This window comes from Corynebacterium hansenii, from assembly GCF_030408795.1.
Classification (GTDB): Bacteria; Actinomycetota; Actinomycetes; order Mycobacteriales; family Mycobacteriaceae; genus Corynebacterium; species Corynebacterium hansenii.
Genome location: NZ_CP047211.1, coordinates 942,704 through 966,161, shown reverse-complemented (window position 1 = coordinate 966,161; position 23,458 = coordinate 942,704). Strand labels below are relative to the sequence as shown.

At 70.5% G+C, this 23,458-nt stretch carries 23 protein-coding genes; 14 read left to right on the top strand and 9 right to left on the bottom strand.

The window, feature by feature from the left end:
• Nucleotides 1-116: 116 nt before the first annotated feature.
• The 3 genes from CHAN_RS04330 to dapD all read left to right on the top strand — a co-directional run bounded on the left by CHAN_RS04330 (nucleotide 117) and on the right by dapD (nucleotide 3,728).
• Nucleotides 117-1,043 carry a DapH/DapD/GlmU-related protein gene (locus CHAN_RS04330; RefSeq protein WP_048742732.1) on the top strand — a complete coding sequence of 309 codons (927 nt, stop codon included), beginning with the start codon at nucleotides 117-119 and terminating at the stop codon, nucleotides 1,041-1,043.
• 163 nt (nucleotides 1,044-1,206) lie between these two features.
• The gene (locus tag CHAN_RS04325) at nucleotides 1,207-2,619 is read left to right on the top strand and encodes an amino acid permease (RefSeq protein ID WP_377748409.1); all 1,413 of its coding nucleotides are present in this window, start codon (nucleotides 1,207-1,209) and stop codon (nucleotides 2,617-2,619) included.
• Nucleotides 2,620-2,762: 143 nt separating this feature from the next.
• Nucleotides 2,763-3,728 (top strand): 2,3,4,5-tetrahydropyridine-2,6-dicarboxylate N-succinyltransferase, encoded by a 966-nt coding sequence (gene dapD, locus CHAN_RS04320; protein WP_048742736.1) that lies wholly within the window; start codon nucleotides 2,763-2,765, stop codon nucleotides 3,726-3,728.
• Between the two features lie 146 nt (nucleotides 3,729-3,874).
• On the opposite strand, the gene CHAN_RS04315 is transcribed toward dapD, so the two are convergent.
• On the bottom strand, nucleotides 3,875-5,098 hold the full coding sequence (locus tag CHAN_RS04315; protein ID WP_290292174.1) for a cutinase family protein: 1,224 nt from the start codon (nucleotides 5,096-5,098) through the stop codon (nucleotides 3,875-3,877).
• 177 nt (nucleotides 5,099-5,275) lie between these two features.
• Nucleotides 5,276-6,412 (bottom strand): pseudouridine synthase, encoded by a 1,137-nt coding sequence (locus CHAN_RS04310; protein WP_290292171.1) that lies wholly within the window; start codon nucleotides 6,410-6,412, stop codon nucleotides 5,276-5,278.
• 62 nt (nucleotides 6,413-6,474) lie between these two features.
• Between CHAN_RS04310 and CHAN_RS04305 the strand changes: the two genes are divergently transcribed.
• The 4 genes from CHAN_RS04305 (at nucleotide 6,475) to CHAN_RS04290 (ending at nucleotide 9,117) form a co-directional block, all read left to right on the top strand.
• Nucleotides 6,475-6,822: a hypothetical protein gene (locus CHAN_RS04305; protein WP_290292170.1), complete on the top strand. Its 348-nt coding sequence runs from the start codon at nucleotides 6,475-6,477 to the stop codon at nucleotides 6,820-6,822.
• Between the two features lie 203 nt (nucleotides 6,823-7,025).
• Nucleotides 7,026-7,238, top strand: a complete 213-nt coding sequence (locus CHAN_RS04300) for a helix-turn-helix transcriptional regulator (protein WP_290292167.1) — start codon at nucleotides 7,026-7,028, stop codon at nucleotides 7,236-7,238.
• Between the two features lie 5 nt (nucleotides 7,239-7,243).
• Nucleotides 7,244-7,723, top strand: coding sequence for a hypothetical protein (locus CHAN_RS04295; protein ID WP_290292164.1), 480 nt, complete (start codon nucleotides 7,244-7,246; stop codon nucleotides 7,721-7,723).
• 197 nt (nucleotides 7,724-7,920) lie between these two features.
• Nucleotides 7,921-9,117 carry a hypothetical protein gene (locus CHAN_RS04290; RefSeq protein WP_290292160.1) on the top strand — a complete coding sequence of 399 codons (1,197 nt, stop codon included), beginning with the start codon at nucleotides 7,921-7,923 and terminating at the stop codon, nucleotides 9,115-9,117.
• Between the two features lie 424 nt (nucleotides 9,118-9,541).
• On the opposite strand, the gene dapC is transcribed toward CHAN_RS04290, so the two are convergent.
• The 6 genes from dapC to typA form a co-directional block, all read right to left on the bottom strand.
• Nucleotides 9,542-10,687 (bottom strand): succinyldiaminopimelate transaminase, encoded by a 1,146-nt coding sequence (gene dapC / locus CHAN_RS04285; RefSeq protein ID WP_290292157.1) that lies wholly within the window; start codon nucleotides 10,685-10,687, stop codon nucleotides 9,542-9,544.
• 6 nt (nucleotides 10,688-10,693) lie between these two features.
• Nucleotides 10,694-11,017 carry a ferredoxin gene (gene fdxA, locus CHAN_RS04280; protein WP_048742754.1) on the bottom strand — a complete coding sequence of 108 codons (324 nt, stop codon included), beginning with the start codon at nucleotides 11,015-11,017 and terminating at the stop codon, nucleotides 10,694-10,696.
• Nucleotides 11,018-11,071: 54 nt separating this feature from the next.
• Nucleotides 11,072-11,521: a hypothetical protein gene (locus tag CHAN_RS04275; RefSeq protein WP_048742756.1), complete on the bottom strand. Its 450-nt coding sequence runs from the start codon at nucleotides 11,519-11,521 to the stop codon at nucleotides 11,072-11,074.
• Nucleotides 11,518-12,543: an N-acetyl-1-D-myo-inositol-2-amino-2-deoxy-alpha-D-glucopyranoside deacetylase gene (gene mshB, locus CHAN_RS04270; RefSeq protein WP_290292151.1), complete on the bottom strand. Its 1,026-nt coding sequence runs from the start codon at nucleotides 12,541-12,543 to the stop codon at nucleotides 11,518-11,520. Before mshB ends, CHAN_RS04275 begins: the two co-directional genes overlap by 4 nt.
• 119 nt (nucleotides 12,544-12,662) lie before the next feature.
• Nucleotides 12,663-14,855: an ABC transporter substrate-binding protein gene (locus tag CHAN_RS04265; RefSeq protein ID WP_290292149.1), complete on the bottom strand. Its 2,193-nt coding sequence runs from the start codon at nucleotides 14,853-14,855 to the stop codon at nucleotides 12,663-12,665.
• A gap of 113 nt (nucleotides 14,856-14,968) precedes the next feature.
• Nucleotides 14,969-16,885 carry a translational GTPase TypA gene (gene typA / locus CHAN_RS04260; protein WP_290292146.1) on the bottom strand — a complete coding sequence of 639 codons (1,917 nt, stop codon included), beginning with the start codon at nucleotides 16,883-16,885 and terminating at the stop codon, nucleotides 14,969-14,971.
• A gap of 266 nt (nucleotides 16,886-17,151) precedes the next feature.
• On the opposite strand from typA, the gene CHAN_RS04255 reads away from it, so the two are divergent.
• The 5 genes from CHAN_RS04255 to CHAN_RS04235 all read left to right on the top strand — a co-directional run bounded on the left by CHAN_RS04255 (nucleotide 17,152) and on the right by CHAN_RS04235 (nucleotide 21,300).
• The gene (locus CHAN_RS04255; protein WP_290292141.1) at nucleotides 17,152-18,432 is read left to right on the top strand and encodes a TsoY family (seleno)protein; all 1,281 of its coding nucleotides are present in this window, start codon (nucleotides 17,152-17,154) and stop codon (nucleotides 18,430-18,432) included.
• A 391-nt stretch (nucleotides 18,433-18,823) separates the two neighbouring features.
• Nucleotides 18,824-19,534, top strand: a complete 711-nt coding sequence (locus CHAN_RS04250) for an Rv1157c family protein (RefSeq protein WP_048742767.1) — start codon at nucleotides 18,824-18,826, stop codon at nucleotides 19,532-19,534.
• Between the two features lie 269 nt (nucleotides 19,535-19,803).
• Nucleotides 19,804-19,962: a DUF8730 family Cys-rich protein gene (locus CHAN_RS04245; protein WP_193388843.1), complete on the top strand. Its 159-nt coding sequence runs from the start codon at nucleotides 19,804-19,806 to the stop codon at nucleotides 19,960-19,962.
• 36 nt (nucleotides 19,963-19,998) lie between these two features.
• Complete coding sequence (locus CHAN_RS04240; protein WP_290292138.1) at nucleotides 19,999-20,610, top strand: DUF402 domain-containing protein; 612 nt, start codon at nucleotides 19,999-20,001, stop codon at nucleotides 20,608-20,610.
• A 93-nt stretch (nucleotides 20,611-20,703) separates the two neighbouring features.
• The gene (locus CHAN_RS04235; protein WP_290292135.1) at nucleotides 20,704-21,300 is read left to right on the top strand and encodes a suppressor of fused domain protein; all 597 of its coding nucleotides are present in this window, start codon (nucleotides 20,704-20,706) and stop codon (nucleotides 21,298-21,300) included.
• A gap of 32 nt (nucleotides 21,301-21,332) precedes the next feature.
• On the opposite strand, the gene CHAN_RS04230 is transcribed toward CHAN_RS04235, so the two are convergent.
• Nucleotides 21,333-21,620 carry a metal-sensitive transcriptional regulator gene (locus tag CHAN_RS04230; RefSeq protein ID WP_048742957.1) on the bottom strand — a complete coding sequence of 96 codons (288 nt, stop codon included), beginning with the start codon at nucleotides 21,618-21,620 and terminating at the stop codon, nucleotides 21,333-21,335.
• Between the two features lie 295 nt (nucleotides 21,621-21,915).
• Between CHAN_RS04230 and CHAN_RS04225 the strand changes: the two genes are divergently transcribed.
• Together CHAN_RS04225 and CHAN_RS04220 are read left to right on the top strand one after the other, a co-directional pair.
• Nucleotides 21,916-22,452: a hypothetical protein gene (locus CHAN_RS04225; protein ID WP_290292134.1), complete on the top strand. Its 537-nt coding sequence runs from the start codon at nucleotides 21,916-21,918 to the stop codon at nucleotides 22,450-22,452.
• 3 nt (nucleotides 22,453-22,455) lie between these two features.
• Nucleotides 22,456-23,370, top strand: coding sequence for an EamA family transporter (locus tag CHAN_RS04220; RefSeq protein WP_290292130.1), 915 nt, complete (start codon nucleotides 22,456-22,458; stop codon nucleotides 23,368-23,370).
• Nucleotides 23,371-23,458: the final 88 nt, after the last annotated feature.

Here is a 23,458-nt window from a genome sequence, read left to right as displayed (position 1 = left end):
CCGGGCACGGGGAACCTCCGGGGTCGATGGATGAACGCCGCGGACCTCGGGCAATTCGCGCGGCGCGGGCGGCGGTGCGGTCGAGGGCGCCGTCGGCAGCGGATAGTATCGGAAGCATGATGACGACTGGTGCCTCGGCCACGGGTATCGCGAACATAGCCATGGACGGCACGGTCCTGGACACCTGGTACCCGGATCCCCGGCTCGACGACACCGTCACCGAATCGGGCACGCACCGCCTGGGCGCCCAGCACCTCACCCCGCAGCTGCTGCGCCAGGTCCTGCTCGACGAGGACCGCCGGGTGGAGCAGGTCGCCGTGCGGACCACCATCGCGGACCTGTCCAAGCCGCCGGTCGATTCCCACGACGCCTACCTGCGGCTGCACCTGCTGTCGCATCGCATCGTCACCCCGCATTCCATCCAGATGGCGGAGGTCTTCGACGCCCTCAACATCGTCGCGTGGACCAACAAGGGCCCCTGCCTGCCCGACAACTTCGAGGCCGTGCGCACCAACCTGCGCATGCGCGGGCTGATCCACGTCTACTCCATCGACCGCATGCCCCGGATGGTCGACTACGTCGTGCCCTCCGGCGTGCGCATCGCCGAAGCCGAGCGGGTGCGCCTGGGCGCCTACCTCGCGCCGGGCACCACCGTACTGCGCGAGGGTTTCGTGTCACTGAACTCCGGGTCGCTCGGCCCGTGCAAGATCGAGGGCCGCCTGTCCTCGGGCGTGGTGCTCGGCGAGCACACCACCGTCGGCCTGGCCGGCACGGTCATGGCCCGCCACGACTCGCGCGGCCGCCGCATCCCCCTCACCGTCGGGCGCCGCTGCAACATCGGCGTCTCCGCCGGCACCGTCGGCGTCGACCTCGGCGACGACTGCGTGATCGACAAGAACATCCTCATCGACAAGGACACGCCCATCGAGCTCCTCGAGGAAGGTCGCCGCGTGTCGGCGTGGGAGCTCAACGGCCGCGATCGCATGCATTTCCTGCGCCATCCCGACTACGCGGCGGTGTGCATGAAGCCCACCGAGGTGTAGCGCGCGGCTCGGCCCGGCGAGGCCCGCGGCGGCACGGACCCGGCCCCGGGCGTCCGCCCGGCACCCCGCATTCCGGCCCGCCGACGCGTGAAATGGCGGCGCGGGGACGGCTAGTAATGTCCCTTTCATGACCAATTCCCCCTTGTCCCGGACCGATGAGGCCGTGCCGGACGCCGCGAACGACGCGAAGCTCGGCAAGGGACTCAAAGTCCGCCACCTGACCATGATGGGCCTCGGCTCCGCCATCGGAGCGGGGCTCTTCCTGGGCACCGGCGTCGGCATCAACGCCGCCGGCCCCGGCGTCCTGCTGTCCTACCTCGCCGCCGGCGTCATCGTCGTCCTGGTGATGACCATGCTCGGCGAGATGGCCGCCGCGCGGCCCGCCTCGGGCGCATTTTCCACGTACGCGGAGATGGCGTTCGGCCGCGGCGCGGGGTTCGTCCTGGGTTGGCTGTACTGGTTCATGCTGATCATGGTCCTCGGCGCGGAGATCACGGGCGCCGGCGCGATCATGGGCGCGTGGTGGGGAATCCCGGGCTGGATCCCGGGCCTGGCGTGCGTGGTGTTCTTCGCGGTGGTCAATCTGGCCCAGGTGCGGGGCTTCGGCGAGTTCGAATTCTGGTTCGCGTTCATCAAGGTCGCGGTGATCATCGGGTTCCTGGCCATCGGCACGCTGCTGGTGTTCGGGCTGCTGCCGGGCACGACGTTCGTGGGCGCGCAGCACATCATGGAGTCCGGGTTCCTGCCCAACGGCCTTTCCGGCGTCGCGGCGGGCCTGCTGGCCGTGGCGTTCGCGTTCGGCGGCATCGAGATCGTCACCATCGCCGCCGCCGAGTCGGATGACCCGAAGCGCTCCATCGCCTCGGCGGTCCGCTCGATCATCGTGCGCATCGGCGTGTTCTACCTGGGCTGCGTGCTGATCATCATCATGCTGCTGCCGTACTCGCAGATCGACGGCGCCGACACCGCGGCCGAGTCGCCGTTCACGATGGTGCTGCAGCAGGCGGGCATCCCGGGCGTCGTCGGCTTCATGGAGGCCGTCATCGTCCTGGCCCTGCTGTCGGCGTTCAACGCGCAGATCTACGCCACCTCACGGCTGGTGTACTCGATGTCGCGCCGCGGCGAGGCCCCGCGCCTGTTCACCGCCATGAACTCGCAGTCGGTGCCGTACAAGGCGGTCATCATGTCGATGGTCTTCGCGTTCCTGTCGGTCGGTTTCCAGGTGGTCTTCGACGGCTCGTCGGTCCTGGTGTTCCTGCTCAACGCGGTCGGCGGCTGCCTGCTGGTCATCTGGCTGCTCATCGCCCTGTCGCAGATCAAGCTGCGCCCGCGGATGGAGGCCAACGACGAACTCACCGTGCGCCTGCCCGGCTACCCGTGGCTGTCGTGGCTGTCGGTGTTCATGATCCTCGGGCTGACGGTCATGATGCTTTTCGACGACACCGCCCGCCAGCAGGTCTACGCCGTCGCCGCGGTCTGCCTCTTCCTCGGCGTCATCGCCGGCCTCACCTCGAAGACCCGCGCCCGGGCTCGCGGCGCCGCCGATCAGACCCCGGTCGACGGCGTGCACCACTAGCTCCCGCGCCGCTCCCCCGCGGGCACGCCGAATCGGGGTGCCCGCGGGCGTCGCAAAGCAGTCGCGGACGCCCGCCGACCGCGTAACACGGACGTAACAAACACGCCGCGACCGTCAACGGAGCGCGGAGTACCGTTGTGCGCATGACACGAGGAGCACACTCTTACGGACTCGCGAGCCTGGCCTCCGACGGCACCGTCCTGGACGTCTGGTTCCCCTGCCCCGAGCTCGACGGCAACGGCAAGACCGGCACCGGCCTCATGGCGCCCGATGATCTGCCGGATTCGTGCGACTTCTTCGCGCACCTGATCGGCGAGGACCCCGACCGCGGCGTCCACCGCGTCGGCGTGCGCACCGACATCGCCGACCTCTCCGAACCCCCCGTGGACGCCTACGACGCCTACCTGCGCCTGCACCTGCTGTCGCACCGGCTGGTGCAGCCGCACGGAGCGAACGTGGACGGCATCTTCGGGCTGCTGGCCAACGTCGTGTGGACCAACTACGGCCCGTGCTCCACCGCGGACTTCGACGTCGTCCGCGCGAAGCTGCTGGGCCGCGGCCCGCTGACCGTCTACTCCGTGGACAAGTTCCCCCGCATGATCGATTACGTGCTGCCCACCGGCGTGCGCATCGGCGACGCCGACCGCGTGCGCCTGGGCGCCCACCTGGCGGAGGGCACCACCGTCATGCACGAGGGCTTCGTCAACTTCAACGCCGGCACGCTCGGCAGCTCCATGGTGGAGGGGCGCATTTCGGCGGGCGTCGTCGTCGGCGACGGGTCGGACGTCGGCGGCGGCGCGTCGATCATGGGCACGCTGTCCGGCGGCGGGAAGCAGACCATCTCCATCGGCGAGCGGTGCCTGCTCGGCGCCAACGCCGGCGTGGGCATCTCGCTCGGCGACGACTGCGTGGTCGAGGCCGGCCTCTACATCACCGCGGGCACCAAGTGCACGGTGCTTCTCGACGGCGTGCGCAAGCACCGCAAGGCCGCCGAACTGTCCGGCGGCTCGAACATGCTGTTCCGGCGCAACTCCCAGACCGGCGAGGTCGAGGTCGTGCCGTGGGCGGCCGAGCGCGTCAAGCTCAACGAGGCGCTGCACAAGAACTAGCTGCACGAGAACTAGCCGCACGAGAACTAGCCGCACGAGAACCGGCTCCACAACAACCGGGGGCGGGGGCCGTGAGCTGCCCTGGGCCGGCCCGAGCTGCGCGAGCGGCGGGCGCGGGCCCCGGATCATCCCGCCCGGCGCGCCCCTCAGTTGCCCTGGGCCGGCCCGATCTTGCCCATGAGGAATTCGCGGGCCGCCGTACGCGCCGACGGCACCCCATCCGCCTCGGTTTCGTACTGCAGGTGGTCGGAGGATTCGTCGAGCAGGAACCGCAGCAGCTTTTCGACGGCCCGCCGCACCTCGGGGTCGGCCAGCAGATCGGTGCCGGCCACCGCCTCGATGGACGCGAGCGTGCCGTCGGCGTCGCGGGGGTTGAGCGACGCCGTCATCACCGCCGGCGCGAGGGCCCGCATCCCGGGGGTGGAGTCGCACCACACGTCGCCGGCGTTGCAGGAATCGAAGACCCGGTCCGACAGCGGGCCCCACGTGCCCTCGCTCGGGCCGAGGATGCCCAGGGAATCCGTGGGAGCGGTGCCGTGCGCTTCTGCGACGACCGGGCCGCGCCGGGGGTTGCCGAACATTGCGATGCCGATGACGCGGTCCGCCACCTGATCGGCGGACAGTCCCGTACGGCCGGCCAGCGCGTCGCCGGCCCACCTGTTGACGATGTCCGCGCCCTGCGAATACCCGGAGAACACGAAACGGGTGTCCGGGCAGGCGGCGGCGACGCGGTCGACCAGGTCGCGGAGGATCTCCACGCCCCGATCGGCCGACGCCCGGTACGACGTGGTCAGGAGGACATCCGAGGGATAGGGCAGGTAGAGGTTGCGGACCTCGTCGCCGTAGGCCGCCGCGAGATCGTGGCCCAGGCCCGAGACGACCCGGCCGTGGGGGACGTCGGGGTCCCGCTGTTCGTTGGTCTCCGCGGTGCCGGGGACGTGGATGGCGGTGATGGGGGTGCACTCGCGGTCATCCAGGGCATCCATGCCGAGGTCCTTGCCGGCGAGGCGCCCGATGGTGCGTTCCGCCCGGTCCCACGCGGCGGCAGGGAGCTTGGGGCTGCGCACGCCGCCGTGCTCGAGCTCCGGCGGCTCGTACGGGATCGTCGGCGGGGTGGTCAGCAGCGGGCCCAGGTTCAGGTCGTCCCCGATCGAGGAGGGGGACGAAGAGGGGAACGAGGAAGGGACCGAGGAGGAGACCCGAGAAGGGACCGAGTCGGGCGGCGACGCGAATGCCGCCGCGGGCGCTTCCGCCGCCGTTCCGGGTGCGGCCGACGCGGGCGCCGGGGCGCCGATCGCGGCCGCGACCGTGACGGCGATGGCGGTGATGCCGACGGTGACGCCGGTGACTGCGGCGCGCGTGTTCTTCATGTTCGTCCCCTGTGCGGTCAACAACTCGACACAGGCGATGTTAATCCCGGTTCACCGGAGTTCCCGAACGCCGCAAAAACGGGTGACCACCGACATGGCGCAGGTCACGCCACTTTTGGGGGCTTCGTCGGGTTGGGGGCGCGGTCAGTGTGGGGCGCGGTCAGTGCGGGGGCGCGGTCAGTACGACGGGTCGGCCAACGGATCGGCCACGTCGCGGTTCGAGCGGAAGTGCCGGGGCGAGCCGTCGAGGGGGTCGTCGTAAAGCAATTCGGTGGCCACCAAACGCAGCACCCTGGTGACGTTGCCGAGATCCAACCCGAGATCGTCGGGGTACGTGTCGTCGCCGAGGATCGGGTAACCGAGGTGCGCCATCGTCGCGCGGAGCTGATGCGTGCGGCCGGTCGACGGCTCGAGGCGCCACTTCCCCACCGTCATCCGCGTGCCGCACGCACCGCAGGAGCAGCTCGCCGAATGGCCCGCGCCGGCGGCGCCGCCGAACATGCCCGGCAGCACGTCGCCGACGTCCGACGCGACCGTGCCCACGTAGGTCACGCGCGTCGCAGCGGTGCGCCAGAGGTTATCGGGGATGGAGTCGGCGGTGGTGGGCTCGGTGGCATCGGCCGTGTCGGGAACGCCGTCGGACGAGGCGTCGGCGAGCAGAGGATCCCGGACCCGCACCCCGCGCTCGCCGTCGACGTTCGCGAGCTCGACGACGACGTCGCGGGACTCGCCCGGCGCCCAATCATCCGGGACGACGGTGAGGGCCTCATAGGTCTTGCGCACCCGCCCGTCCTGGAAAAGCCGCTGGTAGGCGCCGCGGGTCGCGGGATCGCGCGACACCAGCAGCAGACCCGAGGTCAGCCGGTCGAGGCGATGGACGCACGTCAGATCCGGCTCGCCGAAACGATCGCGCAACCTTTGCAGCACCGTCGCCCGCACCAGACGGCCGTTGGGGGTCGAGGCCAGGAACGGCGGCTTGTCGACGACGACGATGCCCGCCTCCTCCGCCACCACCACCGGATCAAACGGGATGTCGGGTTCGGGGTGGGCGTGCGTTGGGGCGGGGACAGAGGCGGAGGTGCACGCGGGGACGGAGGCGGAGTCGCCGACGCCGTCGGCACCGCCCGGGCTCATGGGCGCCGGCGCGCCCGTGGCGCCGCGCTGCGCCGAACTCTGCCCCGAGAACGTCTCCGGGCCGTTCCCCGAGAACGTCTCCGATTCCTTGCCCGGCCGCCGCCCCGCGCCCTTCTCGGCGCCCCACCATTCGTCGCGGTTGCCCGCCGCCCTGCCCATCGAGCCACGCTCCCTTTCCACGTCCGCGCCACGGTTCGGCGATTGCCGATCATGCGCCCGCAATACTGCCGTATCCTGGCCGCATGACCGACGCCACCCCCTCCAACCACGCAGATCGCCCCGATCACGCCGCCGCGGGCCGCCCCGACGCGCGCGCCACCGCCGACGTCCACGCGCCCCAGACCCCGCAGTCCGAGGCGAACCCCGCCACGGCCTCGTCGACGGCGTACAGCGTGCGCATCGTCGCGGGGCTTCTGCTCATCGTGGTGTTCGGCGGACTGCCGACGGTGGTCGATGGGCGGCCGCTGTGGGCCGCGATCGTCGGGCTCGCCGGCGTCGTCGCGGGGGCCGTGCTCATCGGGCTGGCCGTCAATTCGATGATGCGCGAGCGCCGCGCCCGCAACCGCGCAGGCGCCGCCGCCCAACGGTGACGATGGACCAGGTGACGGCGGGGCCGTCGTAAAGCCAACCGCAAAGCGGGATTTCACGCCCGGGCCACCGTGCCCGGGTTTTTTCGTGCAACCACCCTTGCCAGTGTGACAAGTATTCTTTACACTGGGTCATGCAAGATGGGCACGGTGGGAACTTTCGAAGCGCCGCGCCCGACCGACGAAAGAAGCGGAGGTGAGCCGTGATGGACGGGGAACTGGCCAACATGGTCCGCAAATACCGCCGCTGGAACGAGCTGTCGCAGGCCGAACTCGCAGAGCGCGTGTCCGTGTCGCGGCAGACCATCGCAAACATCGAACGCGGCAACTACTCCCCCTCCGTGCACCTGGCGCTGGCCATCTGCCGGGAACTGGGGAAAACCGTCGAGCAGGTCTTCGGCGACGAACAGGAAGGATGATCACGATGAGCCTCGGAGACAAGATCGTCGCCGGCTACGAAACGACCGTCGACGACGAATATCAGACGCTGGTCCTGCACCAGTCGAACACCATCGGCTTCCACATCGCGTACTACGGGTACATCGCGCTCGGCGCGGCGCTCGGGTGGCTGCTGCCGTACGAGCGCAGGTGGGCGTCCATGATCGTGATCGTGCCCATGCTGGTGTCCGCGATCATCGGCACGAAGTGGCTGCGGCGGCGCATCCCCCGCCCCCGGGTGCTGGCGCCGAAGCCCGCCGAGCTGGCGCTGATGATCTTCCTCGCCGCCGTGTGGCTCGCCGGGTTCCAGTTCAACAACCCCGAGCATGACCTGGCGACGGCGTTGGGCATGGTCGTCGGTGGCATCGTCGGCGGCGTCGGCGGCGGCGCGATCGCGATGTGGATGCAGAGGCGGGGGCGCCGCAAGGACGTCGAGCGCCTCGACGCGGAGTTCGCCGACGACTAGGTTCACGCCTTCGCTTTGCGACGGCCACCGGGGAGCCGGTTTCGTTCGCTACTCGGCTGCGCGACCATGCTCGGCTGCCGCTCACTGCCCGCGCCGCCAATTCGCCGGCCCCTCCGAACGCCCCGCGGATACAACGACGGGGACACCCGGCCGAGAATCGACGGAACCGATCGGCGGCGGCCCGCGTCGATAAGGACATGGGGGACAACGACGCACAGGGGAACGGGCGCGCCGCTCCGCAGCACACGACCATGACCGAGGCCGCGACAACGGTAACTACGACTACGCTCACAACTAATACTTCCACCGCCAATCTCTCAGCGGATTCGACGACGGCAACTTCGGCGACGGCGACGGCGACGACGGCCACGATCCGGGGAATCCGCTCGGTCCACGGCGGCCTGCTCCACGCGATCGACTCATCCGGGCGGGCCCACCTGAGCCGCGAATGCCACGCCGGGCGCCTGGTCCGCCTCGCCCCGTCGGTCGCCGTGGCCACGGACACCTGGGAATCGACCGCGTGGCGCGACCGCAGACGGGCCCGATGCGCGGCGCACGCGCTGGCCAACTCGGATCTCGTTCTGACCGGCATCAGCGCGGCCCGGGTCCTGGGCATGCCGGTGCTCGACGATCCGGACGCCGACACCGGGGAGCTCGTCGAACTCGGACGCCCCGGACGCAGCCGCGCCATCAATCAGGACGGTCGCCGCATCATTCGGCCGCTTCCCCGCCACGCGGAATGGACGTCGCTCGGCGGCATCAAGGTGTGCACGGACATCTCGGTCATCCACCAGTTGTGCCGCCAAGTGGGGCCTGGTCAGGCGTTGGCCGCCGCCGACCACGTCGTTCGCGAGCGGGGCGGCCGCGGGAGCCTGGCCCGGGGCGCGGCCCGACTCATCGAGTCGAGGGCACCGGGCGCCGCACGGACCGCCGAGGTGGTCATGTTGGCGTCGGATCAGTCGGAAAGTGCGGCGGAGTCGCTGACCAAATGGATCCTCCACGGCACCGGCATCGACGGTTGGTTGCAGCAGGTGTGGATCGTCGGTCCGGGGAGCATGCCGATCGGCCGGGTGGACTTCTTCCATCCTGGGCTGGAGATGGTCGTCCAGTTCCACGGCGCGATGAAGTACGACGGGCGGTACGGCGATGGCGATGCGATTTCCACCTACGAGAACATGCAGGTCAGACAGTTGATCAACGCCGGCGTCGACGTCGTGCAGCTCACGTGGCCGATGGTGGTAAGCGATGAGGCGAGGCGGATGGTCCTCGAGCGGGCGGAGAAGCGCCGCGCGCTCCTCGCGGCTGCAGGGTCCCAGTTCGGTGGCGAGCACTTTCGGGACCACGAGAAGCTGCCGGACCGTGTGCGGGCGAACTTCCGTTCCCGCCGGCGATAACGCCGCCCTCGTCAACCATGCCCTCCGCATAACCCCGGGTCGATCACCCACCGCCGATAACCCCGCCACCGATATCCGGGGGTCATGTCCTCGCCACCGAAACCCCTTCCCCACGGACCAGTTTGGCGCCGGCGCACACCCGCCGTACAACCTGAGAATTTCTTACACTCCTTTCGTTGCTCCACAAGGCCGATTTCGGGGTTTTCGACCACTTTCAAGCAACGAAAAGTGTGTATGAATGCGCCAAGTGCACCAGTGGGGCGCTTGTGGTCAGTGGGGAACAGTGGACCGGTAGCGGGGACGCCTTTCCAAGTCGTCGGGCATGAAGGGACGGGCTGATCCGCGCTCTCCGCACGAACCGGGGCTTTACGATGGCCGGCGGACCCGAGATCGGCCAAACCGACCGGATCGTCGCAGGTCAGAGCTACGCGCGGAGACGGCCGGCGGCGACGTCGATCGCCTCATCCGACGCCGTCAACCCGATGCGCACATGCCGCACGCCCTTCGGCCCGTAAAACTCGCCGGGAGCGACCAGAATGCCGCGCTCGGCGAACCAATCCACCAGTTCACGGCACGTTTCGCCGCCGCCCACGCCATCGCGGGTCGTCCACAGGTACAGGCCACCGTCCGAATCATCGACGCGGAACCCCGCCCCCTCCAGCGCCCCACGCAGAACCGCGCGGCGCCGCCCGTAACGGGCACGCTGAACCTCGGCGGACCGGTCGTCGTCAAGCGAGGCCACCATCGCCGCCTGCACCGGCCCCGGCACCATCAGCCCCGCCTGCCGCCGCAACGCCAGCAACTCCTGGACCAGCGACTCATCGCCGCACAGCCACCCCGCGCGGTACGACGCCATGTTCGCGATCTTCGACAGCGAATGCACGGCCAACAGCCCCGTGAAATCACCGCCGCACACGCGCGGATCGAGGATCGACGGCGCCTCCAGCTCCCAATCGAGCCCCAGGTAGCACTCGTCGGACACGACGATCACGCCGCGCTCCCGCGCCCACTCGACCACCTTCCGCAGGTGATCGACGCCCAGCACGCGGCCCGACGGATTCCCCGGCGAATTCACGTACATCAGCGTCGGGCGCGACGGCCCCAACTGCGTCAGCGAATCCGCGCGCACCACGCCCGCCCCCGCCAGCCGCGCGCCGACCTCGTACGTCGGGTACGCCAGCTCGGGGATGACCACGGTGTGGCCCTCCCCCGCGCCGAGCAGGAACGGCAGCCACGCGATGGCCTCCTTCGTGCCCACCACCGGCAGCACGCCGCGGTCGGCCGACAGGCCCGCCACCCCATGGCGGCGCTCCATCGCCCCCGCGATCGCCGCGCGCAGCTCCGGCGTGCCCGCCGTCTGCGGGTACCCCGGCGCCGCCGAGCCGGCCGCCAGACCGGCGCGCGCGGACTCGAAGACGTCGTCGACGGGCGTGCCGATGGACAGGTCGATCAGCCCGTCCTCATGCGCCGCGGCCTTCGCCTTCGCGTCGGCCAGCGAATCCCACGGGAACGCGGGCAACCGCCCGGCCGGCGTCGTGCGCGGACGGTACTGCGGGGGCAAACCGGTCATGCGCGGCTAGTCCTCGGCCTGCGGCGGCAGCTCGGCGATGAACTTGACGTCGAAGTCCTGCGGGCCGAGCTTCGCGGCGCCGCCCGGGGAGCCGAGCTCGTCGAACCAGTCGACGTTGGCGTCGGTGTAGTCGACCCACTCGTCGGGCACGTCATCCTCGTAGAAGATCGCCTCGACGGGGCACACGGGTTCGCAGGCGCCGCAGTCGACGCATTCGTCGGGGTGGATGTACAGCATCCGCTTGCCCTCGTAGATGCAGTCGACGGGGCATTCCTCCACGCAGGCGCGGTCCATCACGTCCACGCAGGGCTGGGCGATCACGTATGTCATGGCTTGGGAAACGGCCTTTCACGAATGCGGGCTGGTTGTAACCAGCCCATTGTGTCACTTGAGGTGCCGGAGCGGCCAACCGCCCCCGACGATACCGGCGATGAGCAGCAGTATGGTCCGGATGCTCTCGCCGAGCACCTTGTCGCCGCCGAAGGGCAGGCCGGTCCAGATGAACAGCGCCACGAACCCGGCGATCCAGGCCCACATGGGCACCAGGGCGATGGCGCGGTTTTTCGTCCACAGCATCGCGGTGCGCGTGATGATCAGGTTGAACAGGTACGCCGCCGCGATCGTCCACGGCACGGGGATGGACGCGCCCGCGACGTCGACGCGCATGCCCAGGTACACGACCTCGAGCACCAGCGACACCAGCGACGCGACGGACAGCCACGCGATGCCGGTGATCATTTCCCCGCGGCCGATGTCCTCGCGGACCTGGCTGCGGTCGGGGTCGCCCCAGTGCTTTTCGACGGTCACCTCGCCGCCTTCGCCCGGCCCGTTCATCGCGCCGCTCCCGTGGTTTCGTCCTCCGCGCCGGCCCGGTCCTTCCCGCCGGCCCGGTCCTTCTCCCCCGCGAGCACGGCGGCGAGGTCGGCGGTGGCGGTGCCCAGGCGGTAGTGCTCGGCGGGCATGATCGGCTGGCAGATGAGGTTGGACAGGGCCCACACCCCGCGGGCGGCGCCGGATGCGTCGACCGCGCCGAGGGCCGCGTGCGGATTGACCATGTTCACCGCGCCGTCGCCGACCCACACCTGGGTGGCGTGGGCGCGCAGGGCGGCGGCCTTGGCGGCGACGTCGGAGTCGGACAGTTCGATGGCGAAGTCCGACGCCACCGACGGCAGCTCGTCGAAGCCGGCCCGCGTCCATCCCTCGGGCACGACGGTGACGGCGTCGAGGCCGGCGCGCAGGGCGTCGTCGTCGGTGACGGTCCAGAGGGTGGCCCACAGGTCCGCGTCGGATCCCGCGTCGGAACGGGCGTCGGAACCGGCGCGAACCTCCGCGCGCAGCCGATCGCACGCAGCGACGGTGAGCTCGTGGGCGCGGATGTGGTCGGGGTGGCCGTAGCCGCCGTCGGCGTCGTAGGTGATCACGGCGTGCGGGCGCAGATCGCGCAGCACGTCGGTGAGCTGGTCCAGGGCCTCGTCGCCGGAGCGGATGAACGCCCGCTCGGCGTCGTTGCCGGGGTCGCCGACCATGCCGGAGTCGCGCCACCGCCCGGCGCCGCCGAGGTGCACGGGCGCATGCCCGGGCCCGTTGCAGCCCAGCGCGGTCAGGGCCGCGTGGAGTTCGTGGACGCGGAAGCCGCCCAGCTGATCGGCTTCGCCGCCGACGAGCCCCTGGTACGGCTCGCCGATGACCTCGCCGAGTTCGCCGAGCGTGCACGTCACCACCGTCACTTCGGCACCGCGTCGCACGAGCTGCGCGATGGTGCCGCCGGTGGTGATCGCCTCGTCGTCGGGGTGCGCGTGAACCAGTGCGACGCGCATCCCGGTCAGATCGCGTGCCTGGTCGGCGGGCTGGGCCATGTCGGCTCCTCCGTGGGGTCGGTGGTTGTCGCTGTCGGGGTCGGGGTCCGGTTCAGGGGCCGGGCCGGGTTCGGGGTCGGCGTCGAATTCGGGGCTCGGCGTCGGTGGCGGGTTTCGCTTTACGACGTCCCGCCGCCGCCCGCACCGCCCCCGCCACGGGGTTCGGCCCCGCCGTCACCGGCGCCGCCTTCGCCCGCGCCGTCTCCGGCACCGTCTCCGGCTTCATCCGCGCCGGGGCCCGCGCCTCGTTCGTCGCCGGGATCGGCTCCGTCCGATGCCGTGGCCGAGGGTACCCGCCGCCAATCCGGCAGAGTCATCAGCGGTCCGATGCGGGGCCCGGCCGGCCACTCGGCGGGATTGCCGGCCGCGCCTCCCGCCATGGGCAGCTCGACGCCGGGGCCCATGACCGTGAGAATGCGGTCGACGACGATGCCCAACTCGATGGCCTCGGCGTCGATGGCATCGCGGATTTCGGCGGGAACCGAACCTTCGGGGGCCGCGACCGTCGCGCCGAGCCCCCGGGCACCGGTGGCGGCGCCGGTGCCGCCCCGGGTGACGGCCTCGTCCAGCATCGCGTCGATGCGCGGGTCGCACAGGCCGGAGAGGTTGGAACCGCGGGCGACGTCGGGCGACGCGGCCGGCGTCGGCTTCCGATCGCCGCGTGCGCCCTGCCCCGCATCCCGATCCCCGCCGGACTCGCGCGGAGCCGATGAGCCGGGCGCCGACGATTCGGAGGTGGGTCGCCCGGAGCGGGCGGACGTTTCGGTCGACGGGGAGGCCGCCTCCTCGGACGGCTTCACCGACGCGCGCTTCTCGTAGGGGCACGACCACCGACTCGCCGCGCGCTGCGGCGAATCGGCGACGTCGTTCCACGCCACGACCATGTCCACCCGCCCATGCGGCAGCAGTGATCCCGCGAGTTCCTGATCTCCCGCCCCGGTCACCTTCGCCGGCAGCCCGGCGGCGGTCAGCTGGTCGGCGATGGCCCGCGCGGCGGCGACGGCCTGCTGGTCCTCCCCCATGACGCCGATGAGCAGCGGATCATTCTCGGTCACGCCGTCGACGATCCCGGCGAGCGACCGCCGCTCCCCGCCATCGGCGGACTCCCGCGACGAACCGAGCTTGGGCGGCGCCGGGATCTCCAGGTCATCCGTTCGCCCCGTCGCGATCGCGGCCACCGCACGGACGTCCACGGCGGAAAACACTGCGCGGCGAACCGAGACGTCGTCAAGCAACGGCGACGCCACGTTGGCGTGCAACGTCAACTGGCGCGGAAGCGTCGCGGGAAGCTCCACGGCACCCGGCACCAGCCCATACGTCAACGCCGTCGTCTGCTGCGGGCGCAGGCGCAGGGCCTGCAGCTGGGCGGCGCGCAACTGCTCCGCGCCCGTGACCGCGCCATCGACCGAACGGACGATGACCGTGTCCGTCTTCGCCGGCACGTCGCCCCAGAAACGGTCGTTGCGAACCAGGCGCACCTCGCCGCGGCCGACGTCGATGGACTGCGCCGTGTAGCGCCCGCCCGACGCCGGCAGCCCGCCGTCCAGGATGTCGACGAACGGCGTCGCCGACGGGCGCAGCAGGTGGCTCGGCAGCAGATGCCGGAACAACGTGCGCCACTCCGGCATCGGCCCGGACACCAGCACGTCGACCTGCCGGCCGCCCGAAGACACCGTGATGGCCTTGATGCGCTCATAGGCCGAGGCATCCACCACGCCGGCGTTGGCCAGCAGCGACGCATGCAGGTACCGGAAGTCGGAACCCGAAATCGGCGTGCCGTCCGACCACTGCGCGCCCGGCCGGATGCGGTAGCGGATGCGGGTGTCGCCCGGGCGCGCGTCGGTGGCGTCGGCCTCCGCGGCCTCGGCGGCGATCGACGGCGCCGACCCCTCCGCCGCGGCACCGTCGCCCGAGCCGTCGCCGCGGCCGGCCGCCCCCGCGTCCTCGTCGGGCACCGGTTCATCGACGGGCACGATCTCGGCGCTCTCCAGCAGATCCGGGCTCATCCGCCACCGCTCCGGATCCCGCGGATCCGGCTCGAAGGCGCTGGGCAGCGTCAGCGACGCCACCAGATCCGTCACCGGCGAGGCATCCGCGATCAGATGCGGGTTGAAACCCTCGCCGAACGCGTCGACGCCCACCCGGATCTGCTTCGCCGATTCCTCCGACCGCACCGGATCCTCGCGCCGCGGCTCCTCTTCCCCCACCGTCGGCGCGTCCCCCGGGTTGGCCATGCACCCGGACAGCAGAACCGCCGCCGCGAGGCTCCCGAACAGAGCTGTGCGACGACGGCGATTCTGGCGTTCGAACATGGAGATCAGCCTACTTCACCGGCCGGATCGCCCCGCCCGATCGATGCGGACGGGCGCCGGGCCCGGGCCGGGCGGACGGGCGGCCGATGCCTCCGCACCAACCGCCGCAGCCGCTACTTGCCCTGGTTGCGGGCCTTCTCGCGGGAGCGGGCGCGGTTGCGCTCGGTGGCGTTGAGGATCACCTTGCGCACGCGGATGCCATCCGGCGTGACCTCGACGCACTCGTCGGCGCCGCAGAACTCCATGGCCTCGTCCAGCGTCAGCGAGCGCGCCTTGTCCAGCGTCACCGTCGTGTCGGCCGACGCCGCGCGCATGTTGGTGAGCTTCTTCTCCTTGGTGATGTTGATGTCCATGTCCTCGTCGCGCGGGTTCGCGCCGACGACCATGCCCTCGTAGGCCTGGTAGCCCGGCTCGACGAAGAACGTGCCGCGGTCGGCCAGCTGCAGCAGGGCGTACGCGGTGATCTGGCCGGTGCGGTCGGCGACCAGCGAACCGGTCGCACGGTCCTTGATCTCGCCGGCCCAGTCGTCATAGCCCGCGGAGAAGTGGTTGGCGATGCCGGTGCCCTTGGTCTCCGTCATGAAGATGGTGCGGAAGCCGATCAGGCCGCGCGACGGGACGACGAACTCCATGCGGACCCAGCCGGAGCCCTGGTTGCCCATCTGCTCCATGCGGCCCTTGCGGGCGGCCATGAGCTGGGTGACGGCGCCGAGGTGCTCCTCGGGGACGTCGATGGTCAGGTGCTCGTAGGGCTCCTGCAGCTTGCCGTCGACGGTCTTGGTGACCACCTGCGGCTTGCCGACGGTCAGCTCGAAGCCCTCGCGGCGCATGGTCTCCACGAGGATGGACAGCGCCATTTCGCCGCGGCCCTGGACCTCCCAGGCGTCGGGGCGCTCGGTGGGCAGGACGCGCAGCGACACGTTGCCGATGAGCTCCTGGTCCAGGCGGGCCTTGACCACGCGGGCGGTGAGCTTGTCGCCGCCGCCCTGGCCGGCCATCGGGGAGGTGTTCACGCCGATGGTCATGGAGATCGCCGGCTCGTCGACGATGATGCGCGGCAGCGGGTTCGGGGCGTCGACGGCGCAGAGGGTGTCGCCGATCATGACCTCGTCGATGCCGGAGATCGCCGCGATGTCGCCGGCGATGGCCTCTTCGGTGGGCACGCGGGTGACGCCGACGGTGCGCAGCAGCTCCGCGATCCTGGCGGTCTTGACGTGCTGCTCGCCCTCGGAGTCGTAGTGGATCCACGACACCTGCTGGCCCTTGCGGATCTTGCCGGAGTGGATGCGGATCAGGCCGATGCGGCCGAGGAAGGAGCTGGAGTCGAGGTTGGTGACCTGCGCCTGCAGGGGGCCGTCGACGTCGGCGGAGGGCTCCGGCAGCACCGAGGTGATGACGTCGAACAGCGGCTGCAGGTCGTCGTTGTCGGGCAGCTCGCCGTTGCCGGGATTCTCGGTGGACGCCTTGCCGGCGCGGCCGGAGGCGTAGAGGACGGGCAGCTCGAGGTTGCGCTCGGCGGCCTCGGCGGCGTCGGGGTCCTCGACGGTGGCGGCCAGCTCGAGCAGCAGGTCCTGGGCCTCCTCGACGACCTCGTCGATGCGGGCGTCGGGGCGGTCGGTCTTGTTGACCACGATGATCACCGGCATCGAGGCGGCAAGCGCCTTGCCCAGCACGAAGCGGGTCTGCGGCAGCGGCCCCTCGGAGGAGTCGATGAGCAGCACGACGCCGTCGACCATGGACAGGGCGCGCTCGACCTCGCCGCCGAAGTCGGCGTGGCCGGGGGTGTCGATGACGTTGATGATCAGGTCCCGGCCGTCCTTGCCGGCGCCCTTGCGCCGGATGGCGGTGTTCTTGGCCAGGATGGTGATGCCCTTTTCCTTCTCCAGATCACCGGAGTCCATCACGCGGTCGGCGACCTCCCCGTGGTCGCCGAAGACGCCGGACTGCTCCAGCATGGCGTTGACGAGGGTGGTCTTGCCATGGTCGACGTGGGCGACGATGGCTACGTTGCGGAACTCGGTTTCGTTCACGTGGGGGGTGCTCCTTGGAGATTGAGGCATCAGGGCCCCGGTGGGCCTAGCGGATACAGGCTACTCGCATGTCGGGGGCGGGCGCGATTTCGGCGGCGGGCGGGGTTGGGCGGACCGACGGCCGGCCCACGGCGAACGGGTACCCCCATGGGCATCCCGAATCGCTTTGCCGCTCAGGGTGCTCTAATGTTCGGTTTCCATACCCCAGGGGGTATCCACTCCCGCGGGGCATGTTCCCACGACCACGAAAGTGAGCGTCTTCACCGATGATCCGCGACCTGGGCGAAAAGTACTCGCCCCTCTACTTCCTGGCCGCCCTCGGCTTCGGCGGCATGTCCGTCTTCTTCTTCATGGCGTTCATGCACATCACGCCCCACCCCGACACCCCGATGCCGACCTTCGAGTCGATTCAGAATGCCTGGGCCACCGGCGGCACGTTCCTGAAGTCGGCGATCGCGATCGGCTACGCTGGCATGATCGCGATGTTCGCCGTGCACCTGTTCCTGCTCGCGTGGAACATCCGCGAGTTCGCGCAGTTCCGCCGCACCCCGGCGTACCGGACGCTGAAGTCCACCAACGCCGAGGTCACCCTCATGGCCATCCCGCTGACGCTCGGCATGACGGTCAACGGCATGTTCGTCGCCGCGATGGCGCTCGTCCCCGGACTGTGGGGCGTCATCGAGAACCTGATGCCGCTGGCGCTGCTGGCCTACGGCTCCGTGGGCGCGCTCGCCCTGGTCATCATGTCCGCGTACCTCAAGCGCGTGATCGCCGCGGGCTTCGACTTCAAGGCCAACGGCGGCCTGAACCAGCTGCTGTCCGCGTTCGCCTTCACCATGGTCGCCGTCGGTTTCGCGGCCCCGGCCGCGATGTCGGGCAACAAAACCATCGTCCTGATCGCCCTGCTGGGCTCCCTGTTCTTCGGCTCGGTCGCCGTGCTGCTGTTCACCGTGTTCCTGCCGCTGGGCGTGATGAGCATGCTGCGCTACGGCCTGTCGCTGCAGAACTCCGCGACCCTGTGGCTGGCGGTGCCCATCTCCACCCTGCTGGCCATCACCATGCTGCGCCTGCGCCACGGGCTGCAGACCCTCGAGACCTTCTCCCCCGCCCATGAGGGCGCGGTGCACGCGAAGTCCTCGATCCCGGTTCTGGTCATGCTGGCCGCGGCGATCATGTTCCAGATGACCTTCCTCGGCCTGGGCCATCTGGTCATGCGCGCCAACGGCTTCTACCGCGAGTACGTCTTCGGCCGCGAGACCGCGTCGCCGGCCGCCTTCACCCTGGTTTGCCCGGGCGTGGGCCTGTCGGTGCTGTCGATGTTCGCGCTCCACGTCGGCCTGGTGGCCAATGGTCTCGTGGAGAAGTTCTCCGTCATCTATTACGTGCTGCTGGCCATCATCGTCGCCGTCGCCTCGGTGACCCTGTGGACTGCCGTGACGCTGTTCCGCAACCAGCTGTCGACGTCCGGCGCGATCGCCCGGACCCGTGCCGCCGCACCCTCCGCGCCCATCGCATCCGCCGCGACCCCCGAGAAAATCGACGCCTGATTTTCCGGGTTCCCACCCCGGCCACCCCCTGTCACCCCACCGCGCTCCGGCGCCGTGCAACGCAAGGGGTGGCCGGGGCTTTTCGGGGCTTAATGGCGAACACCAGCAGTAACTCCATAGCACACGCGCCTCACCAGTCACACAAGACACGCCGATCGCGGTTTTCCGCGGGGGGAAGAAATTTACCGAATCTTTTCCCAAATGAGTTTGAGGGCCTTATGATGGCGTCGATTCCGTAAACGTCGCCTCAGGCGCTCCTCAGCAAATGCTCCGGCACCGGCCGTCGCAAAGCAAGGGGGTCGCCGACGACGACCGGAACGGACCGACCGAACGACGCCGGGAGACCGCAGACGCGGCCACCCGCACACGACCTACGAGGGGTATTTCAACCGTGGTCTCGAACCGACGAACCTTCATCCGCCGCACCGCGGCCGCCCTGGGCACCGCCGCACTGCTGTCGGCCGGTCTCGCCCCCGCCTCCATCGCGCAGCCCGCCCTGCCGGCCCCGAACTACGGCTCCATCCCGCAGGCCCCGAGCAGCGCCGACCTGCCGGCCGACGAGATCGCCGCCGCCATCGAGCGCATCACCAGCCAGCCCAACGTCCCGGAGGACCTCCGTTCGGCCCTCGAGCGCGTGTCCGGCTTCCTCACCGGCTCCGGCGAGCCGGGCTGGGAGCAGCCGTCCGACTCCCCGTCGACCTCCGACTTCCCGCTGCCGACCGTCGCCGAGAAGTGCATCAACGGCGAGGGCCGCTCCTTCGGCCTGGCCACCTCCGTCCCGGGCCCCGCGCCGCTGCCGCTGCCGGGCGTCCCGGCCCACCAGGTCGGCTACATCTTCACCGGCCTGGGCACCAAGGGCGTCTACAACGGCCAGTCGAACATGAAGGTCCACTGGGTCAACATCGCCAACGGCAAGTTCGGCACCACCCCGCTGACCTACAACGGCATCAACGAGGGCAGCCACGGCACCGTCAACGGCGTCGCCGACACCGGCTCCGGCATCGTCATCGCCGCGCTCCAGGGCGGCTTCACCGCCGACGAGGAGTCCGGCCCGACCGAGTGCAACTACACCCCGACCGCCACCTACACGGTCGTCGAGTAAAAGAGGCACTTCGCTTCACGACGGACCCCGTCCCCGGCCCACGGCCGGAGGGCGGGGTTCCGCCGTTTCCGGGCGATGGCGGGTGCACCGTCGATGACCCCACCGTTGATGCTCGTCACATTCGCTGGATTTTTATACCCGGTGGGGTATAGTACCGTGCATTGCGGTGCCCGATCGGGCCCCGCCGAAGCCGAACTCGCCCATTGCCCGGGCGCGGACTTCACCCGGAAACGTCTTCCAGCCGAGACACGAACCCCAAGGAGCCCCGCATGTGCTACCCCGTCGAATGCCCCAAGTGCCACAAGACCACGTGGGGAGGCTGCGGCATGCACGTCGACCAGGTCATGGCCACCGTGCCCAAGGAGCGCCAGTGCACCTGCCGCGCGCAGCAGCCCAAGGCATCGGGCTTCATGGGCCTGTTCGGCTGACGGCGCGTCCGCGGCGCCGGCACTAGAGTCGGGGCCATGCCCGTCCCGCACGCACCCAAGCTGGAGACCTTCGACCTCGGCGCCCGCGCCAACGTCGACCCCAAGGGGTTCGTGCGGGACGTCGACGTCTTCGAGGTTCACCCGCACGGCCTGTACATGGCCCGCGGCGCCGACCACCCGCAGTTCGGCTACCTCGAATCATGGCTGCTGCCCTCGCAGGGCCTGCGGGCCAACATCTTCCACTTCCGCCCCGGCGCCGAAGCGACCAGCCGCCGCTACCTCGACGTCGCCGACGTGACGCGGGAAACGGGGGCCGACGGCTCCGAGGTGTGGCGCACGCGCGATCTCTACCTGGACGTCGTCGCCCTCGACGGCGCCGTCCGCGTCGACGACGCCGACGAACTCGCCGCCGCCCTTGCCGCGGGCATCGTCGATGCCGACGCCGGCGCCCGGGCCATCGACCGGGCCTTCGACGCCCTGGCCGGCATCACCGCCCACGGTGGCGACCCCGATGCGTGGCTCGCCGCCGCCGGCTGCCCCGTCACGTGGGCGGAACGGGTCACGCTCGCCGAGCCGAATCAACCGCACCCGAAGCGCGTCGCCATCGGCGCCGGCCCCGGCTCCGAACCCGTCGGGGATCCCGCTTGACCCGTCCCGGCGGCCCGAACGCGGGCGCCGATGGCGGAGGCATTAGCGTCATAAGGCAATGACCGACCACCCACCGACCGGAAAGCGGGAACCATGACGGCCATCATCGATGCGGTGCGCGCGCAGCTGTGCGGCTACTTCGAGGAAAGCCAGCCCGGCGAGGCGAAGCTGACGTTCCTCGGCGCCGACCCCCTGACCGTGCTGAGGTTCGGCCCCGACCGCGAGCGCACGGTCACCTACGCGACGCTCGGCTGCTCGCGGTCGCCCATGCAGGATCCGTCAGCCATGGTCACCGACCCCAACGAGGGGCCGCGCGCCGAACTGGTGCTGCCCGTCATCGGCGGGCTCGATGCGGTGACGCGCCCGCTGGCCATGCTCGCGGCGTCACCCAGCATCGAGGGACTGGTGCTGCAGGACGGCGCGCTTCTCGATTTCGGCCGACCGCTGTGGCCGGACGCGCGGTTCACGGGTTTCGTGCTCGTCGACGCCGACGTGCCGGACGTGACAGTGCCGGACGTGACGGTGGCCGGCGGCACCGGCGAGCAGGTGCTGGTGTCGATGCTCCAGGCAGTCCCGGCCACTCCCAACGAATTCGCGCTGGCACGGGCGAAGGGCACGGCGGAATTGCGCGCGCAGTGGCGCGACCGGGGCACCGTGCTCGCGGACCCGCACAGGGCCAGCGCGGTGTAACGGCCCGGGCGCCGCCCCGGGGACCGTGCCGATCAGGTCAGGCGGAGGAACAGCTCCTCGATCTCGTCCGGGCTGAGGTTGCCGTTGTCCGTGCCGTTGAGGCAACCCCGCATGGACGACGACACCAGCTTGAAGCCGGCGCGGTCCAGCGCCTTGGACACCGCCGCCAACTGGGTGACCACGTCACGGCAGTGGCGGTCCTCCTCCATCATCGCGATGACCCCGGCGAGCTGCCCGTGGGCGCGCTTGAGCCGGTTGATGATTGCCCGACGCTGCGCGTCGGGGTCGAACCCGGGATCCGGATCCGTGGTCGAAGCAATCGCCTCAGCAGCCACCGAACTCCCCTGTCTGATCGTCGATCGATCCATCCTGGCGCAGAGTCGGCGCCCGGGGTTCCCGCCGGCATCGCCCACCGACGGCCATTTCGGCGGTTCGGCGATGGGCGCACGGCGGGAAACCCGGGGGCGTCGGCACCTGCGCGGTACCTTCACATACCCCGTACCGTACCCCATGAGATGAGCGTTTGAACAGATCTGTCTGAGTCCTCGTTCATAATCGCAGGTAAGAAGGTAATGCCGTTAAGGCTGGTGACCCCCGATTGATACATTGATGGGCATGAAATCGAGCGCCGAAGGCACCCCTCACCGCACCACTCCGTTCCATGCCGCGCAGGCGAGCAGGCTGTGGCGCATCGCCGTCGCCGTATACGTGCCGGCGCTCGTGCTGACCGTGGCGACGGCCATCCTCAACTGGGACCACATGATCGACGCCGCGATGTCCGGCCGCACCGGCACCATCGTTCCCACCCGGGCCCAGGCGCAGACGTCGATCCTGATCAGCGTGGGATTCGCCACCGTCGCGCAGGGGCTCGTCGCCCTGGCGTGCTGGTTCCTGGCGGGCAAGCTGCTGCGGGGCAGCGCGGCGGCGCGGATGATCCTCAGCATCGCGGCCACCGTCTTCGCGGTCAACGCGGTGCTTTCGCTTACCGCCATGGCCACCGGCGCCAACGACGCCGGCGTGAGCGGGGGCGCGGCGGAGTTCATCGACAGCGCGGTGACCGTGCTCATCGTCGTCGCCGCCGCGATCGCCGTCTGGGCGACCGTGCAGGCGTACCGGGGGTCCGACAACCGCGCGTTCTTCACCACGACGTAGCCCGTGCCGCAGCTTCCCGCCGCCGGGGCTCCCGGCGCTTCCGCATCGGGGCCCTCCTCCCCCGCCCCGGCCACCGCCGCCCGCCTCTGGTTCTTCGCCGTCCTGCTGGTCATCGGCATGTTCTCGCTCGAATTCGGGTCGGCGTTCGCCGCCGTCGCCATCACATCCGCGTCGGCCGGCGTCGTCGTCACGCTGCGCATGGGACTGGCGGGGCTGATCCTCCTGCTCCTGCTGCGCCCGAGGGTGCGGGGGCTATCGCGGACGGATTGGGCCTGGCTCGGCGGCCTGGCCGCGACGATGGGCTCGATGAACCTGTTCTTCTACCTGTCCATCGATCGCATCCCCCTCGGCGCGGCCGTGACGTTCGAGCTGGTGGGGCCGCTGATCCTCGCCGCCGTCCGCGCCCGCTCGCCCCGGTCGGCCCTGTTCACGGCGCTGGCGTTCGGCGGCGTGGTGATGCTCGGCTGGTCCGGGCTCCGCGACCTCACCGTCGCGGGCGTCGCGTGCGCCCTGACCGCCGGCGCGTTCTGGGCCGGCTACATCCTGACCACCGAAGGCACCGGCCGGCGCTTCTCCGGGCAGACGGGCCTGGCGCTGGCGCTGACCGTCGGCGGCATGAGCCTTGCACCGATCGGTCTGCTCACCGCGCCGTCGGCGTTCCTCGACCCGCGGATCCTCGGGCTCGGCGCGGTCGTCGCCGTGATGTCGAGCATCATCCCCTACGGCATCGACATGGCCGCCCTGCGCGTCCTGCCCGCGGGATTGTTCGCCACGCTCACGGCGCTCGCGCCCGCCACCGCCGCCATCGCCGGGGTCGCGATCCTGGGCCAGCGGCTCGCGGTGCTCAGCTGGATCGGGCTGGTGGTGGTCGTCGCCGCCGCGGGCCTGGCATTGCGCGAGTCCGCCGTCGCGTCCTGATCGGCCCGGCGATCGGCCTTCCACCGTGCGGCCGGAACCGCCCACCGCGGCGCGCGAAGGGGCGGGCGGCACGTCGTAAAGCCGCGCG

What these genes read in the sequence shown, in the direction of transcription:
- CHAN_RS04295 (WP_290292164.1), top strand. Translation starts at nt 7,244, where the DNA reads ATGAGCCTCGGAGACAAGATCGTCGCCGGCTACGAAACGACCGTCGAC.
- dapC (WP_290292157.1), bottom strand. Translation starts at nt 10,687, where the DNA reads ATGACCGGTTTGCCCCCGCAGTACCGTCCGCGCACGACGCCGGCCGGG.
- CHAN_RS04265 (WP_290292149.1), bottom strand. Translation starts at nt 14,855, where the DNA reads ATGTTCGAACGCCAGAATCGCCGTCGTCGCACAGCTCTGTTCGGGAGC.
- dapD (WP_048742736.1), top strand. Translation starts at nt 2,763, where the DNA reads ATGACACGAGGAGCACACTCTTACGGACTCGCGAGCCTGGCCTCCGAC.
- CHAN_RS04275 (WP_048742756.1), bottom strand. Translation starts at nt 11,521, where the DNA reads ATGAACGGGCCGGGCGAAGGCGGCGAGGTGACCGTCGAAAAGCACTGG.
- CHAN_RS04330 (WP_048742732.1), top strand. Translation starts at nt 117, where the DNA reads ATGATGACGACTGGTGCCTCGGCCACGGGTATCGCGAACATAGCCATG.
- CHAN_RS04235 (WP_290292135.1), top strand. Translation starts at nt 20,704, where the DNA reads ATGACGGCCATCATCGATGCGGTGCGCGCGCAGCTGTGCGGCTACTTC.
- CHAN_RS04290 (WP_290292160.1), top strand. Translation starts at nt 7,921, where the DNA reads ATGGGGGACAACGACGCACAGGGGAACGGGCGCGCCGCTCCGCAGCAC.
- mshB (WP_290292151.1), bottom strand. Translation starts at nt 12,543, where the DNA reads ATGGCCCAGCCCGCCGACCAGGCACGCGATCTGACCGGGATGCGCGTC.
- CHAN_RS04225 (WP_290292134.1), top strand. Translation starts at nt 21,916, where the DNA reads ATGAAATCGAGCGCCGAAGGCACCCCTCACCGCACCACTCCGTTCCAT.
- CHAN_RS04240 (WP_290292138.1), top strand. Translation starts at nt 19,999, where the DNA reads ATGCCCGTCCCGCACGCACCCAAGCTGGAGACCTTCGACCTCGGCGCC.
- CHAN_RS04255 (WP_290292141.1), top strand. Translation starts at nt 17,152, where the DNA reads ATGATCCGCGACCTGGGCGAAAAGTACTCGCCCCTCTACTTCCTGGCC.
- CHAN_RS04245 (WP_193388843.1), top strand. Translation starts at nt 19,804, where the DNA reads ATGTGCTACCCCGTCGAATGCCCCAAGTGCCACAAGACCACGTGGGGA.
- CHAN_RS04315 (WP_290292174.1), bottom strand. Translation starts at nt 5,098, where the DNA reads ATGAAGAACACGCGCGCCGCAGTCACCGGCGTCACCGTCGGCATCACC.
- CHAN_RS04305 (WP_290292170.1), top strand. Translation starts at nt 6,475, where the DNA reads ATGACCGACGCCACCCCCTCCAACCACGCAGATCGCCCCGATCACGCC.
- fdxA (WP_048742754.1), bottom strand. Translation starts at nt 11,017, where the DNA reads ATGACATACGTGATCGCCCAGCCCTGCGTGGACGTGATGGACCGCGCC.
- CHAN_RS04300 (WP_290292167.1), top strand. Translation starts at nt 7,026, where the DNA reads ATGGACGGGGAACTGGCCAACATGGTCCGCAAATACCGCCGCTGGAAC.